A 15,102-nucleotide genomic window follows, 5' to 3' on the forward strand; every position below is an offset into this window, starting at 1 on the left:
GAACACCGATTTATGACTTTGGCACAACCGGAAGCACTCAATTTTGAATGCGAAACTGGCAATTATCATACATTTTGCCCAATCAGTTGCGTTGCTTGGCTTTACCAAAAAATTGAAGATAGTTTCTTTTTGGTAATTGGGACGAAGACCTGCGGCTATTTCTTGCAAAATGCTATGGGGGTGATGATTTTTGCCGAACCTCGCTATGCGATGGCAGAACTAGAAGAAGGGGATATTTCCGCCCAGTTGAACGATTATGAGGAGTTAAAGCGATTGTGCGAGCAAATTAAGCGCGATCGCAACCCCAGCGTGATTGTTTGGATCGGCACTTGTACCACCGAAATCATCAAAATGGACTTGGAAGGCTTAGCACCCAAGTTAGAATCCGAGATCGGTATCCCCATCGTAGTAGCGCGGGCAAATGGCTTAGACTACGCCTTTACCCAAGGGGAAGATACAGTTCTAGCAGCAATGGCAGCCCGTTGTCCGAATGAAGCACCTGTAGCCGAGACTGAGAAAAACGAACGCAACGCGATTCAAAAACTGCTCCACTTTGGGAAGAAAAAAGAAGAACTTGCCCAAGAAGAATCTGAGTATGTCAATCATCCGCCACTGGTATTATTCGGTTCTCTCCCCGATCCGGTTGTTACCCAACTTACCTTGGAATTAAAAAAACAGGGGATCAAAGTTTCTGGCTGGCTACCTGCCAAGCGTTACACCGAACTACCAGTTCTAGAAGAAGGGTATTATGTCGTTGGTGTCAACCCCTTCTTATCGCGGACGGCAACAACTTTAATGCGTCGTCGCAAGTGCAAACTCATCGGCGCACCCTTTCCAATTGGTCCCGATGGCACTCGCGCTTGGGTTGAAAAAATTTGCTCTGTATTTGGCATCACTCCCAAAGGGTTAGACGAACGAGAAGCTCAAATTTGGGCAAATTTAGAAGATTACGTGCAATTGATTCGCGGCAAATCTGCCTTCTTCATGGGAGATAACTTACTCGAAATCTCTTTGGCAAGATTTCTGATCCGTTGTGGCATGACCGTACCCGAAATCGGCATTCCATATATGGATAAACGCTACCAAGCGGCTGAATTAGCAATGCTAGAAAAAACTTGTCAAGAAATGGGCGTACCCTTACCTAAAATTGTTGAGAAGCCGGACAACTACAACCAAGTCCAGCGGATTTATGAGTTGAAGCCTGATTTGGTAATTACAGGTATGGCACATGCTAACCCCCTAGAAGCACGGGGAATCAATACCAAGTGGTCTGTAGAGTTCACATTTGCGCAAATTCACGGCTTTACCAACGCCCGCGATATTCTCGAATTGGTAACTCGACCCCTACGCCGCAATAACAACCTCAAAGACTTGGGTTGGGACAAGTTAGTCAAGGAAGAAGCCAAAATCTAGCACAAAAGTCAAAAGTTAAAAGTTAAAAGTCAAAAGGCAAGCATTTGTAGGGGCGGGTTTTTAGAAGAGATCTGTTCTAGAACCGAGCATTCTGCCTTAAACCCGTCCGTACATCAGTCAAAAGTCAAAATGCCTAAATAAGGTCAGAGCTAGCATTTTAGCTGTCAAGTTAGGCAACTTACAAAAAGTAGAGATGTGTTATGCAACGTCTCTACTTTTTATTTTTTACTCTTATACAGCAATACGGTTCAGTTAAAAGCGATCGATCCTCGAAGATCCCCCCAACCCCCCTTAAAAAGGGGGACATTGTTCTACCTGTTGTTAGGTGGCTAGGGGGGATTGTCTTATCTGAATGGGACAACTTATGGTTGTTGTCCCATAGCAGTTTTGACACTCTATTTTTTGATAACTTATGGGCGATACAAGATTCGAACTTGTAACATCCTGCTTGTAAGGCAGGCGCTCTACCGTTGAGCTAATCGCCCGTGTAGCCGTTTTTCTCACGGATGTTTATCATAGCAAACATCTACGATTTAGATCCAGCTTTTCCAAAAATTTTTTGTTTGCCACAAACCATTCTCCCTTGTCCCCCTTGTCCCCCTTGTCCCCCTTGTCTCCCTTGTCCCCCTTGTCCCCCTTGTCCCCCTTGTCCCCCTTGTCTCCCTTGTCCCCCTTGTCCCCCTTGTCCCCCTTGTCCCCCTTGTCCCCCTTGTTCCAATTACGAATAATTAACCCAAAACAAGCCCATGCCCTCTGGTCAAACACACGATCGCATCACTCTCTGGAGTTTACCTGTAGTTGCCGGGATCGCCTTCGGACAAACTCAGAGCGGCAATATTACATTAATCTTATCAGGGGCATATTTATTCAGCGGGCTGATGTTTGGTCCCGACTTGGATCTCTACTCTCGACAGTACCAGCGTTGGGGTTACGCGCGCTGGATTTGGATACCTTATCAAAAAACCGTCAAGCACCGTTCCATACTGTCTCACGGATTCGCGATCGGCACGATCCTACGCCTCATCTACCTTGCTATCTGGTTAAGTATTTTAGGACTTTTCTTTTTGGGAATTGCTCAATTTGTGTGGAATGTGGGATGGCACTGGCAGACCTGGTGGGAAACGGTCAAGCGATCGCTAACTCACCATACCACCGAATGGATCGCGCTCTGTCTCGGACTAGAATTAGGAGCGATGAGCCACGTTATTAGCGATTGGAGCCATTCTACCTATAAACGCCAGCAGAAACAAAAAAACCGCAATCTCCCACCGCAACGTGGCAAAATAGTCAGAAAAAAGGAGACAGGAGATAGAAGAGAGCTGAGGGAGCCCAGGGAGCTGAGGAAGCTGAGGGAGCAAAGGAAAAGTCGTAAGTCGTAATTTGCTCACCAACTACCAACTACCAACTACCAACTACCAACTACCAATGACAAAAGAGCGAATTCTCGCCGCCTTACAAGATCTAATTAATGTAGTAGCCAAATTACGATCGCCTGATGGTGGTTGTCCTTGGGATTTAGTCCAAACACCAGAAACATTAATTCCCTACGTTACTGAAGAAGCTTATGAGGTCGTTGACGCGATTCGGAGTGGAGATAAAAATGCGATCGCGGAAGAACTAGGAGATTTACTATTACAAGTCGTTCTGCAAGCCCAAATTGCTTCAGAAGTGGGTGATTTTAGTTTGGCAGAAGTTGCTCAAGGCATTACCCAAAAACTAATTCGCCGCCATCCTCACGTCTTTGGCAATGTCACTGTAGAAAACGTCGAACAAGTGCGGCAAAATTGGGAAGCAATCAAAGCTGCGGAAAAAGGTGAATCGCCAATTGCAGCAGAAAAACTGACCAATAAACTTTTACGATATGCTCGAACACTCCCACCCCTCACCGCCGGAATGAAGATTTCGCGCAAAGCTGCGGCAGTCGGTTTTGAATGGGACAATGTAGAAGGAGTCTGGGAAAAATTTAACGAAGAATTGGCAGAATTTCAACAGGCGATCGCCCATGAATCTCCTGCAAGGCAACAAGAAGAATTGGGAGATTTGCTATTTGTTGTTATTAACCTGGCACGGTGGTACGATCTCGATCCTGATGCTGCCTTACAAGGTACAAATCAGCGTTTTATTCAGCGCTTATCTCAAGTCGAAACATTAGCAGGTCGTCCCCTAACAGATTACTCTTTAGAAGAATTAGAAGCTCTCTGGCAGCGTGCTAAAGCCCAGTTAAAGCAATCAGATAAACTGCCGTAATGCTGCTATTTGTACTGTTATAATCCCAGATCGACAGCAATTCGATGAGCGCAGGCAAACCCCGAAAACGCAACTGCATTCAATCCTTGCCCTGGAAATGTACTATCGCCGACGCAATACAACCCAGGTACAGCCGTGCGATTAAATGGCATTCCTAACAATCCCAATAACTTACGCTGAGGTATGGGTCCATACGTCCCGTCATCTCGTCCTAAAAAGCGACGATGGGTGCGAGGCGTGCCTACCTCCATATAGTCTAAACCTGCATCTAGACCAGGAAAAATCTTTTCGAGGCGATCGATTACACGTCCGGCTGCATCTTCTTTCTTCTGTTCGTACTGAGTAGGCGATAATCCTTGCCAATCCTCTATCCAGCTAGGAGTAAAAGTGTGGACGATATGATATCCATCAGGTGCTAACTGAGGATCTAGTAAAGTTGGAATCGAAACAAAAATCGTTCCTTCTGCTGCCTCCATCTTGTCCCAATCTTCTAATAAAACGTGATGGCATTCGGTTCCTGGTGCTAACACATCTGCTTTAACTCCCAAGTGCAAATTGAGAAAACCAGGAGATTTTTGATATCTTTGCTGCCATTTCTGTTCCGAGGGAGGCATTTTCTCGGCTGGCAGTAATTTTTCAAATGTATCCCAACGAGTCGCATTAGAAACAACGCGCTTGGCACGATAGACTTCTCCTGATGTCAGTTGTACGCCTACAGCCCGTCCGTTTTCAGTCAGAATATTTGTCACTCTCGCTTCATACTGAATTTTCCCGCCAGCCTTTTCTAACCCCTCTACTAATTTCAGCGCAATTTGACCCACACCCCCTTTGGGGTAATTAATCCCGCCATAGTGTCTGTCTGAAAACACCATCCCTGCATTAATCATCGGTGTCATGTTGGCAGGAACGACCGACCAGATGTAACACTCTATGTCAATAAACTGCAACAGTTGCGGGTCTTTAATATAACGTCGTGCCACATCGCCAACATTTTGAGGCAAATACTTGGCTAACCCCAGACAAGAAAAAGGATGCTGAAAGAAAACTCGCGTCAAATACCGAGGTTCTTCTAACGACAGCAAGTCCATACTGTTGAGACAGTTGAAAACTTTCCAGCATTCGTTGTAAAATTTGCGGATGCCTTGGCGTTCGTGGGGAAAATAGGCTGTCAGTTCTTGCAAAAACTTCTCATAGTTGCGGTGAACTTTTAAGTCTAAACCTTTGGGTAAATGATATTGAACTTGCACGGGATCGGGAGTTGTCTCCAGGCTCACATCAACTGCGGCTAAGGCTTTAGTTAATAAGTTAGTCGTTCCTTGCGTGCCGAAGCCAAAAATCATTGATGCCCCAACATCAAAACGGTAGCCTTCTCGCTCGAAGTATCCTGCACTACCACCAGGAATCAAGTAGCGTTCTAATACTAAGACTTTAGCGCCTTTGGCTGCTAGTTGAGTTGCTGTCACCAATCCCCCAATGCCCGAGCCGATGATGATGGCATCAAATGAGGAGTGAGGAGTGAGGGGTGAGGAGTAAGGGTTAGAGGCAGGTAGAACAGCAGGCATGGGGTTAGCACTTTAAAAGTCTTTACTGAATTTATAGTGTACCTTTTCTTCCTCTCGCTCCTCGCTCCTCACCCCTAAAAAAATAGGGATTAGCCGCACTTGCTGACCAATCCCGTCTGCCGATCCTTAAAGAGAGGAGAACACTTGAGAAACAATATAAACTTGATTGAGAATAAATGTCAATACTAATGAAAAATATTCTCAACTATTGCCAAGATGACCTACCTGATGTAAGGGAGAGTAATTTCGCGTGTCTACCCGTTAGCAAAATTTTGTGTCTCTACAGAGTATGATGATTCAACAATTGCATCACCTTGCCTTCTAGAGATTCATGACATTGCAACTGCGCGTTTACGTTCCTCCCCACCCATTAATTCAGCATTGGTTGGGTGTTGCTCGCGATGCTGATACCCCTTCTGTGCTATTTAAAAGCGCAATGACAGAACTAGGACGATGGTTGACCTACGAAGCAGTACGCGAATGGTTGCCAACAGAGGAATTAACCGTGCAAACGCCTCTAGCTACTTGTCCGGCAACAATGATTAATCCTACAGTGCCGATCGCGATCGTCCCAATTTTACGAGCGGGCTTAGCATTGCTAGAGTCAGCGCAAACTGTATTACCTTTAGCATCAATTTACCATCTCGGTTTGGTGCGTAATGAAGAAACGCTGGAAGCAAGTTGCTATCTGAATAAATTACCAGCTCAGTTTCCACCTGGGACGCGGGTGTTGATTACCGAACCGATGTTAGCAACGGGAGGTTCGATTATGATGACAATGAGCGAACTAACCAAACGGGGAGTCGATCCGGCGCTAACACGAATTATTTCCATTGTTGCCGCTCCCCCAGCTTTACAAAAATTAAGTGTGGCGTATCCCGGCTTAGTTGTATACACGGCAACCATTGACGAGGGAGTGAATAGCCAAGGCTTTATCGTGCCAGGATTGGGAGACGCGGGCGATCGCACCTTCGGTACATAAGGTTCAGCACATAAGGTAAGATGCAGCTGGGATCGTATTCTTTGGGATGGTGAGATTGTGAGTCAGCGTGATGGATTTAGCACTGGATTTATCGCCGGGACGATTGTAGGAGGTGTGTTAGGAGGTGCGATCGGCGCACTGCTAGTTACCCAAAGATCGTCAGAACAAGCAGCCGATCCAGATCGACGCAATGCCAATCTAGCCGGATCTAACAACAGGCGATCGCGGCGACAATTTAAAGCTGCTTCGGAACAAAGTATCGAAATTGCCCGCCGCAGCTTAGAAGATAAAATTGCCCAGTTGAATGAGACAATTGACGAAGTACGCTTGACGTTAGGACAAGTCAATGGGGAACGAGTAGGGGATTCCGAGCGCGTCCCGCACCGAGAAGAAGACATCGCGCCCTAGAATAGTATTATTCTATTCAGGTTGCGGATACTAACAGATGATGTCACCCTCAACCAGTTCTCTCCTTTGCTAGTCGCAAAGATCGGTTAGATTGAAAAGAATTGTGACTATTGATATTTGACAGGAAAGTTACCCATCTATGAGTTCAACCCAGCTGCTGGTAAATACACTTGCAACCTTCATCCAAATTTATTCTGTTCTCATTATTATTCGGATTTTGCTGACCTGGTTTCCCAGTATTGACTGGTACAATCAGCCTTTCGCAGCGTTGAGCCAAATCACAGACCCCTACTTAAACTTGTTTCGCTCAATTATCCCGCCTCTAGGTGGGATTGATATTTCTCCCATCTTGGCAATTCTTTTACTCAATTTGGCGGGTAGTTTGGTCGGTGGATTGAGCGGATCTCCGACAATGGGTTTTTAAGATATAACGATTCTCGTTATGATGCGATACATTCGTAGGGGCGCACAGCTGTGCGCCCCTACAGATCTTGTATTTCATCCAATTGAAAAAGGCTATAGAAGGAAATAAGCGAAGGGAACAGTTTTGCCCATTTCCTGTTCCCCGTTCCCTGTTCCCTCTTTATTTACGGATTTGGGCAGCAAAACCTGCTGCTTTAAATTGTTTCAACTGTAAAGGTAAAGGCTGATTTGCCGGAACGGAGAGTCGCATTTCAAAATCGCTAACTCCTGGTGGGATTTCGGGAATTGAACCCAGACGAGTGCGGTTTTGAATCATCGGGTCGTTATTAGCATCGTAAACTCGTCCGAAAATATCAGCATCATAAACAGTTTTATTCGTGGAATTTTCAGCTTTACCAGTGACAATAAAGCACTTTGCTGCCCTGGTGTTACCACCACTTGTCACTGCTCCTGCTGCTAGCTCGGCGGGACACTCATGATAATCAAGATTAGTTAATTTAATTTGAGTCAGGGCATGAGCAGGGGGTATATATAACCAGGGGCTAAACCAGGCGATCGCTCCCACAAAGCAAGAGAAAACTAAAGCCAGAATCCGCCGCATATTTTTAACTGTAATCTTAATCGGGACTAGAACCTCAGCTTACCCTAATCAGTGACCAGTGACCAGTTATCGGTGACCAGTGGTAATTGGTAGTTGGTAATGGGTAATTGGTTGACAGTTGACAGTTGACGGTAATTATTCTTCCTTGTCTCCCTTGTCTCCCTTGTCTCCCTTGTCTCCCTTGTCTGCCTTGTCTCCCTTGTCTGCCTTGTCTGCCTTGTCTGCCTTGTCTGCCTTGTCTCCCTTGTCTGCCTTGTCTCCCTTGTCTGCCTTGTCTCCCTTGTCTCCCCCCGCTGCCTTGTCTCCTCACTCCTCGTCCCTCTGTAATAATTAAGAAAATAGAAATTAGCAGTAACGTGCTATTGGCTATGACTCCAGGTGAGATAGAAGCAGCCTTGCAAGCAGCGATCGCCCGCTGCGATGCCATGAATTACCCTTTGAATCCCCAGCAGCAACAAATTCTGCGGCAAGTGGTGTTGGAATCACTCTGTAAAGAAGGGTTGATAAATAGCAATCGTCAGGAGTGGCAGGAAATAAATCCTCTAGACGAATTGACTCTCGAACAACGACAAAGTTTTTTACAGTTTGTGAGGGAAAAGGAGCGACAGGAACGACCTTGGAAAGTTCAACTAATGAACGATTGGCTGCAAGAGCGAGATTCAGGCAGCGTCCAATTTATTCGCGATCGCTTTGGCTTATCTTGGCTCAATCGGATCGAACCATCTCATTTTGAAAAATATGTAGAAATTGATGACGAACCGCCAATGAAATTGAAAGTAGGCGATCGCATTGAGGTCTCTAATGCTTTGTGGGAGTGGGTTCAAGATGAAGGACCTTGCAGCCGTCAATGGTTTGTCTGTACCGTGCTTCAAGTTAACGAGGTTCGTAATGGTGAAGATATTATTACTAGTTGCATCATTCGTTTAATAAATACGGGTATGGAGTATGAAATTCAGGGAATTTATCAGTGGAATCGCTATTATTGGCGTTGGCTTCAGAGGTAATATTTTATTTCTCTTCTGAGCTTAAACCAATCGCCATTTTAAAATCGCTAAGATAGGATTTGTGAATTTGGGAAAAAGCGGTTGGCTGACGTTGTTATTGGTTTAGATTTGGGTACGGGAGGGGTGCGAGCGATCGCAGTCGATCTCCAAGGGAAACCGATCGCGCAGACGACGAGAAGCTATCCCCTGTTAACACCACAACCTGGTTGGACTGAGCAAAACCCTGCTGATTGGGTTGCAGCTAGTCTAGAAGCCCTGTCAGATCTGACGCAAAAGCTGAACGGGCACTCAGCGACCGCCCTGGGTTTATCTGGACAAATGCATGGTATGGTACCGCTCGATGCAGATGGTAAAGTGATTAGAGCGGCAATTTTGTGGAACGACCAGCGCACGGGTACAGCGGTTGATGCCATTGAAACTGCAATTGGGCGACAAGAGTTAATTCAACGCACGGGAAATCCAGCAATTACGGGATTTCAACTGCCGAAGGTGGTGTGGTTGCAGACAGCAGAACCGCAGGCATACGATCGCCTACAGCAGATTCTTTTGCCAAAAGACTATCTTGGATACGTGCTGACAGGGGAGGCAGTGACAGAGCCTTCTGACGCATCCGGTACGGGATGTTTGAATCTAGCGCGGCAATGGGATGCAGATATACTGAATGCCTTGGAGATCGATGTAGGGCTATTTCCTGCCGTAGTTGAATCCACCGCGATCGCCGGACGGTTGAAATCGGAAATAGCTAGTCGTACGGGATTACCTGCTGGATTACCTGTGGTTGCGGGTGGTGGTGACAATGCAGCGGCGGCGATTGGCTTGGGTATTTCGTCTAGTCATTTAAACCGGGGCAGTCTCAGTATCGGTACATCGGGAGTTATTTTTGTCCCGTGCGATCGCCCGGTTCCCGATCCTGAAGGGCGAGTGCATTTGTTTTGCCATGCTGACGGTGGTTATCACTTACTGGGAGTGACGCTAGCGGCTGGTGGGGCGCTGCGTTGGTACAAAGATACATTTGCCTCAAAGCTTGCCTTTACCGATTTGATGGAGATGGCAGAGCGATCGCTACCTGGTGCGCGTGGGGTGCTATTTCTACCCCATTTAGCAGGAGAACGCAGCCCCTACCTCGATCCTGATACTCGCGGGGCTTGGGTTAACCTGTCGTTGGCTCATACACAGGCAGATTTGGTTCGTGCCGTTTTAGAGGGGGTTGCATTTAGCTTGCGAACGGCAATGGAGATCGTTAGTGAGATTACGCCCGTTCATCAACTCTTAGCAACGGGTGGAGGCGCGAGATCTAACACTTGGTTGCGGATTCTGGCAGACATTTTACAAGCAGAACTGATGGCTCCTTCTTCAGAAGAAGGAGCCGCTTATGGAGCTGCTATTCTAGCAATGGTAGGAGTTGGCGCGCATCCAGATTTAGAGGCGGCGTTTGAGATCCTACCCCAGGATAATAAAGTCGTACAGCCACAAGCAAACCCTGCATACGAAGCAGCATTCAAGCGATACAGCTTACTATACGAAGCCCTCAAAGCCGTTCGTTAACAGAAAATCATTGTAGGGGCGCTATTGTAGGGGTGCATAGCTATGCCCCCCTATGGTATGTATTTGCGATTCATACCTGTGGTTCAATCTGGAAAAGCCACACCAGTCATTGGGTCGCGGATATACAGCCCTAAAGTGAGCGATCGCATCACTTCATCCCAAACGGGTGTTAACTGTTCTGCTTGGTCTGCCCAATAATCGAATGTAATCAAGCATTGAACGTTTGACCCTAAACCGATGCAAGTCCGCGAGAAAGCTTCGCGCGGTTCTTCCTGAGTGTCGATAAACTTAATCTCCGTCCACACAATTCTGGCAGTTTGGCGCTTAAGGGTAACAATTTCTCCCTTAGCAATAACGTCACGGCTGTCGTCTTCTACGATCTTCTTCAAGGTAGATTTTAGTGGAAACAGGCTCCAATCACGCGGTGGCAGGCGATTGAAAGACATTTCCAGACAGCAATCATCGTTGGGCGGTTTGCGATCGCGAAACTTGAACGAACTTTCTTGTGGCTCAAAAATCCAATTCTGGGGAACGTTAAAGCGAACAGCCCCCCGATCTGCGACAAAAATTTTGTAACTCGATGGTGCTTCCCAACGATGGTCGGGCTTTAGTTCAAGCGTTTCTTTGATCCACTGGAGATTGGTTTTCTTACGCTTTGCCATAGTGTTTCTGCAAATCTGCTCAAGAGATGCGATCGCTCTTTTTGCTAATGGTATCAACTAGTAAGGTGCGTTGTCGCGCCACGTATCACAGGTTGTGTTGCCAAAAGTAGTGACCGTTTGTTAGAAGTCACAATTACAATTACTTGAGAGTTTCACTAGCTTCAATATCTCTTTGCTAGGCTGTACGGCTCGATTAATGGTGAAGAATTTGTATGTCTTTCTAAAAAATACAATCCTGTTGGTGTAATTTTAAACAAAGCTATCGAGTGCAAATGACACTAGTTTAATAGTGCTAATAAAACTATATAAGCAATTGGTATATTATTACTAAATGTGAAATTATTTCAGCATAAACGAGAGAATGATTTAGAGTGAACGATAGAGAAAAGTTAAGTCGTGCCTTGACTAAGTTTTCTAATAACAATCGATCCACTATAATTTTTAAAACTGAATGTTGAGTTGAGATCTAAATATATTTTTAGATTAAAGCTCTCAACGGCTTAGAAATTACTTAGCTCTTTTCAGAACAAAGTCAAATAAACTTCGGTCAAAAATGAATACAACTTAATTAAGCTCTAATTTAATCAAAACGATATTTGTTAGTAGCTAAAGTTGAGGCTTGAGCGTATTTTCGCTTAAAAATATAAAAGTATTGACTAAACCCTTTGGTTTTTTGGCAATATTATCTGTTGCTAATTGCCGATATTTAGCTGACCTACATTACGCTAGAAGCTAAAAATAATTTAGAGCGCTCGAAAACCAAACAAAATAGTCTCTTAGCTCAGGCAATTCCTGAAGAGAATTGACAAAGACTTTTACTAAAATGATAGAGACTATCTGAACTACTAAAGCAAAATTTCAGTTATTAAAAAACTATGAAATTCAATCAAAATAAACGAGCTTGAAATACAAGTAAGTTACGAGAAAAGTTTGGCTCGATTGGAGATATCTTTTTTATCATCGCTATAGGTTTAGCACTAGTTTCTAGCATTAAAAGAATGTGTTTACAGCATGTTTTTTTTATGAAATTAGGCTGCAAATGCAAAAAATAAATATGAATTAAATAAAGGAGTGAGTTCTATTTTAGTAATGGTTTGAGCTAGCATTACTAATTTCATTCGTGCGAAGATCATTTTTAGCGAACGAGTTACAACTTTAAAAAAACGTAAGAACAAGATGAATTCTAACTGGATAGAAATAAGTAATTGAATTAGATATAAAATATTTGCTGAAACCATTGTGTAGTAACTGTAGCTATTTCAGCATAAATTTTTAATGAAATTACGACTATCCCTGAAACTGAAACGCTCTTTTTTTATGCTCTATTTTCGCAATTCTACCTTTCAATTTTCACACAAACGTAAATTCAAGTTTAATGCGAAGCTCTTACGTTCATAAACAGCTGAATTTATTACACCTCTCGGCTGTAGGCGCGATATCCAGTAATTGACAGTAATTGAGCTGTGTCTTTTACTCATTGCCTAATTTGGTTGATTCTAAGCTCAGTTAATCAATACTACGTGACTGCCTCAGGAGGGGTACAAGTTATTAGCCATCGCTCCTAGCGAAGTTCGCTCTGTCACAGCAAACTATGTAAGCGGAGAAGAAGTCGTGAAAAAAATTCTGTTGGTGCTATCAGAGTGGGGTTATTGGGGAGAAGAACTAATTGGTCCGTTAGAGGCATGTGACGCTGCCGGATATGACATCACATTTCTAACTCCGACTGGAAAGAAGCCAACTCCATTATCAGTCAGTTGCTCGCCAGGTTACATCGATCCACCCTTGGGTAGGTCAGTGACCTCGGAAGAAATGGCTGAAAAAACGCGGCAAGTGAATGAGTCAAATCGATTAGACCGACCCAAAAATCTTGCAAGTTGGATACCTCAGCGACCTTATCCTAGCTCTCCAACTTATCTCAGAGATATGGAAGCTTACTACATGAAGCTCGATAAGATCGTTGCCGAGGAACTGGGAGAGTATGATGCTCTCGCGATCGTCGGTGGTAGTGGAGCAATGATCGATCTAGCAAATAATCAGAGACTGCACGAGCTGATTCTTGGCTTTTATAAGCTCAATAAGCCAATTGCAGCCGAGTGCTACGGTGTTGCTTGTCTGGCATTTGCACGAGACTTTAGAGAGAAAAGGAGCTTGATCTGGGGCAAGCACGTCACGGGTCATCCCATTGACTATGATTACTTAGATGGTACGGGCTTTGAAGGTTTTCATGGGGTTGATGGCTCTAATAGAAGATTTGGAGATGGGTACATTAACTTTGGTCCTCCCTTCTACCCACTAGAGTTCATCCTTCGCGATGCTGTGGGATTGGATGGTGCTTTTATTGGTAATGTAGGACATCAGACATCGGTTCTTGTTGACTATCCCTTCATCACCAGTCGCTCAACTGCATCTTCTCGCGAGTGCGGTCGTATCTTGGTGCAAGTGTTGGAGAAGGGACTGACTCGCTATGGTTGGTAGCGGTGAGGAAAACGCTGAAAAAGCTATAGGTTCTGCACAAGGCGGAATTGATGATTAATAAAACTGGACGTTTTGCAATTCTGGAGCAATTTCTGGCAGATGGCATCCGTTACATATTTGGTAACCCCGGTACAGTTGAACAGGGTTTTCTTGATGCCCTTTGGGAATACCCAGATCTGAAATACATTTTGACGCTGCAAGAGACTGTTGCAGTGATGGCAGCTGATGGTTACGCACGAGCAACTCGGAAGCCAACAGTCGTGCAGATACACAGCACTCCTGGTTTAGGGAATGCGATCGGAGCGCTTTACCAGGCAAAGCGGGGTCACTCTCCACTAGTGGTTATCGGTGGAGATGCTGGAATCAAGTATCAAGCAATGGACGCTCAAATGGCAGGCGATCTAGTGGCTTTCGCTAAGCCTGTTACCAAATGGTCAACGATGGTAATGGAACCATCCTCGCTCCTACGGGTGCTGCGGCGGGCGATCAAGATTGCAACCACTCCTCCAACCGGACCAGTGTATGTTTGCTTGCCACAGGATGTTTTGGATGCTCCTGCGGTTGAGGAAGTAAGACCAACTTCGTTTCCCTCCACCAAAGTCATGCCAGATGAAGCAACGCTCAAGACTGGAGCCACAATGCTAGCAGCGGCTCAAAAGCCGATGATTTTTGTGGGAGATGGAGTTGCTTTTTCTGGGGCGCAGGATGAACTGGCTCGCGTTGCCGAACTCTTAGGTGCAGAGGTATGGGAAGCAGATGCTGGTGAGTTGAACATGAGCCATGCCCATCCCCTGTATCAGGGTGCAACAGGACATATGTTTGGCGATCGCAGCTTGCCGATTACGTCTAAGGGAGATGTCAATTTAGTTTGTGGCACTTACCTTTTGCCAGAGGTTTTCCCTGAAAGGGGTAATATCTTTGCTCCTGGTGCAAAGGCGATCCACATCGATCTCAATGCCTATGAGATTGCTAAAAATCACCCTGTCGATCTTGGGATAGTCAGCGATCCTCAACTGACCATTGCGAAGCTGGCGAATATTCTTGAAGCAATCATGACAACAGAACAGAAAGAATCTGCTAAGGCTCGAACTACTGAAATTACTCAAGCTAAAATAGCCAAACATGAAAGTGAGTTGGCACGCGATCGCGCTGTATGGGATGCCGTACCTCTGCATTTATCTCGGTTTATGGCAGAACTGGCAACTCAATTACCAGAAGATGCCATTATCTTTGATGAAGCTTTAACTAACTCCCCTGCGGTTACACGCTATAGACCGACAACGAAACCAGGACACTACTTCTTGACTCGTGGTGGTTCCTTGGGTGTAGGAATACCTGGGGCGATCGGTGTAAAACTTGCTAACCCCGATAAGACCGTCATTGGGTTAACAGGTGACGGTGGGGCTATGTATACTATTCAGGCTCTTTGGTCAGCCGCTCGCCATAACGTAGATGCTAAGTTCATCGTCTGTAATAACAGGTCTTACCGAATCTTACAGTTGAATATCCAAGCTTACTGGAAGGAGCAGGGTATTGCAGAGCATGATTTTCCCTTGTGCTTTGATTTATCTAAGCCAACCATTCGCTTTGACGAAATAGCACGTTCAATGGGAGTTGCAGCAGTCCGAGTCGAGCAGCCAGAAGAGATTGCCCCCGCCATCAAACAAGCTTTATCCCATCAAGGACCATTTTTAATTGAGCTGATCTTAGAAGGTAACGTTCATCCAAACGCGATCGGCGTTAGGTGTGGGCAGTAAGATTTGTCGTACTAGGAAGAGAG

The 15,102-nt window shown here is 45.3% G+C and carries 15 protein-coding genes and 1 tRNA gene; 10 read left to right on the top strand and 6 right to left on the bottom strand.

Annotation, left to right across the window (positions count from 1 at the left end):
* Positions 1-12: 12 nt before the first annotated feature.
* Positions 13-1,413: a ferredoxin:protochlorophyllide reductase (ATP-dependent) subunit N gene (locus CHRO_RS22130; protein ID WP_015156456.1), complete on the top strand. Its 1,401-nt coding sequence runs from the start codon at positions 13-15 to the stop codon at positions 1,411-1,413.
* Positions 1,414-1,826: 413 nt separating this feature from the next.
* Here CHRO_RS22130 and CHRO_RS22135 read toward each other — a convergent pair.
* Both CHRO_RS22135 and CHRO_RS22140 read right to left on the bottom strand, forming a co-directional pair.
* Positions 1,827-1,898, bottom strand: a tRNA-Val gene (locus tag CHRO_RS22135).
* Between the two features lie 28 nt (positions 1,899-1,926).
* Positions 1,927-2,178, bottom strand: a complete 252-nt coding sequence (locus CHRO_RS22140) for a hypothetical protein (RefSeq protein WP_041462593.1) — start codon at positions 2,176-2,178, stop codon at positions 1,927-1,929.
* Here CHRO_RS22140 and CHRO_RS22145 point away from each other — a divergent pair.
* Positions 2,160-2,792: a metal-binding protein gene (locus CHRO_RS22145; RefSeq protein ID WP_015156458.1), complete on the top strand. Its 633-nt coding sequence runs from the start codon at positions 2,160-2,162 to the stop codon at positions 2,790-2,792. The two genes, CHRO_RS22140 and CHRO_RS22145, sit on opposite strands and share 19 nt — an antisense overlap.
* Positions 2,793-2,838: 46 nt before the next feature.
* Complete coding sequence (gene mazG, locus CHRO_RS22150) at positions 2,839-3,660, top strand: nucleoside triphosphate pyrophosphohydrolase (protein WP_015156459.1); 822 nt, start codon at positions 2,839-2,841, stop codon at positions 3,658-3,660.
* Between the two features lie 17 nt (positions 3,661-3,677).
* Here the strand turns inward: mazG and crtH are convergent, their stop codons facing one another.
* Positions 3,678-5,222, bottom strand: a complete 1,545-nt coding sequence (gene crtH, locus CHRO_RS22155) for a carotenoid isomerase (protein WP_015156460.1) — start codon at positions 5,220-5,222, stop codon at positions 3,678-3,680.
* Between the two features lie 331 nt (positions 5,223-5,553).
* Between crtH and upp the strand changes: the two genes are divergently transcribed.
* From upp to CHRO_RS22170, 3 genes are all read left to right on the top strand, one after another.
* Positions 5,554-6,204, top strand: coding sequence for a uracil phosphoribosyltransferase (upp, locus tag CHRO_RS22160; protein WP_015156461.1), 651 nt, complete (start codon positions 5,554-5,556; stop codon positions 6,202-6,204).
* A gap of 57 nt (positions 6,205-6,261) precedes the next feature.
* Positions 6,262-6,612 carry a ssl2009 family thylakoid membrane protein gene (locus CHRO_RS22165; RefSeq protein ID WP_015156462.1) on the top strand — a complete coding sequence of 117 codons (351 nt, stop codon included), beginning with the start codon at positions 6,262-6,264 and terminating at the stop codon, positions 6,610-6,612.
* 139 nt (positions 6,613-6,751) lie between these two features.
* Entirely contained in the window at positions 6,752-7,036 is a 285-nt protein-coding gene (locus CHRO_RS22170) for a YggT family protein (RefSeq protein WP_015156463.1), read from the top strand.
* A 159-nt stretch (positions 7,037-7,195) separates the two neighbouring features.
* Here CHRO_RS22170 and CHRO_RS22175 read toward each other — a convergent pair whose 3' ends face one another.
* Together CHRO_RS22175 and CHRO_RS31335 are read right to left on the bottom strand one after the other, a co-directional pair.
* Positions 7,196-7,636, bottom strand: a complete 441-nt coding sequence (locus CHRO_RS22175; RefSeq protein ID WP_015156464.1) for a hypothetical protein — start codon at positions 7,634-7,636, stop codon at positions 7,196-7,198.
* Between the two features lie 34 nt (positions 7,637-7,670).
* Entirely contained in the window at positions 7,671-8,063 is a 393-nt protein-coding gene (locus CHRO_RS31335) for a hypothetical protein (RefSeq protein WP_084739182.1), read from the bottom strand.
* Here CHRO_RS31335 and CHRO_RS22180 point away from each other — a divergent pair.
* Both CHRO_RS22180 and xylB read left to right on the top strand, forming a co-directional pair.
* Positions 8,005-8,640 (top strand): hypothetical protein, encoded by a 636-nt coding sequence (locus tag CHRO_RS22180; protein ID WP_015156465.1) that lies wholly within the window; start codon positions 8,005-8,007, stop codon positions 8,638-8,640. The two genes, CHRO_RS31335 and CHRO_RS22180, sit on opposite strands and share 59 nt — an antisense overlap.
* A gap of 81 nt (positions 8,641-8,721) precedes the next feature.
* Entirely contained in the window at positions 8,722-10,185 is a 1,464-nt protein-coding gene (gene xylB, locus CHRO_RS22185) for a xylulokinase (RefSeq protein ID WP_015156466.1), read from the top strand.
* 83 nt (positions 10,186-10,268) lie between these two features.
* Here the strand turns inward: xylB and CHRO_RS22190 are convergent, their stop codons facing one another.
* Complete coding sequence (locus tag CHRO_RS22190; RefSeq protein WP_015156467.1) at positions 10,269-10,847, bottom strand: hypothetical protein; 579 nt, start codon at positions 10,845-10,847, stop codon at positions 10,269-10,271.
* A gap of 1,611 nt (positions 10,848-12,458) precedes the next feature.
* On the opposite strand from CHRO_RS22190, the gene CHRO_RS22200 reads away from it, so the two are divergent.
* A complete protein-coding gene (locus tag CHRO_RS22200) occupies positions 12,459-13,322 on the top strand; it encodes a type 1 glutamine amidotransferase domain-containing protein (RefSeq protein WP_015156469.1) in 864 nt (287 codons plus the stop codon).
* Between the two features lie 50 nt (positions 13,323-13,372).
* Complete coding sequence (locus CHRO_RS22205; RefSeq protein WP_015156470.1) at positions 13,373-15,079, top strand: thiamine pyrophosphate-binding protein; 1,707 nt, start codon at positions 13,373-13,375, stop codon at positions 15,077-15,079.
* Positions 15,080-15,102 lie beyond the last annotated feature (23 nt).

This window comes from Chroococcidiopsis thermalis PCC 7203, from assembly GCF_000317125.1.
GTDB lineage: Bacteria > Cyanobacteriota > Cyanobacteriia > Cyanobacteriales > Chroococcidiopsidaceae > Chroococcidiopsis > Chroococcidiopsis thermalis.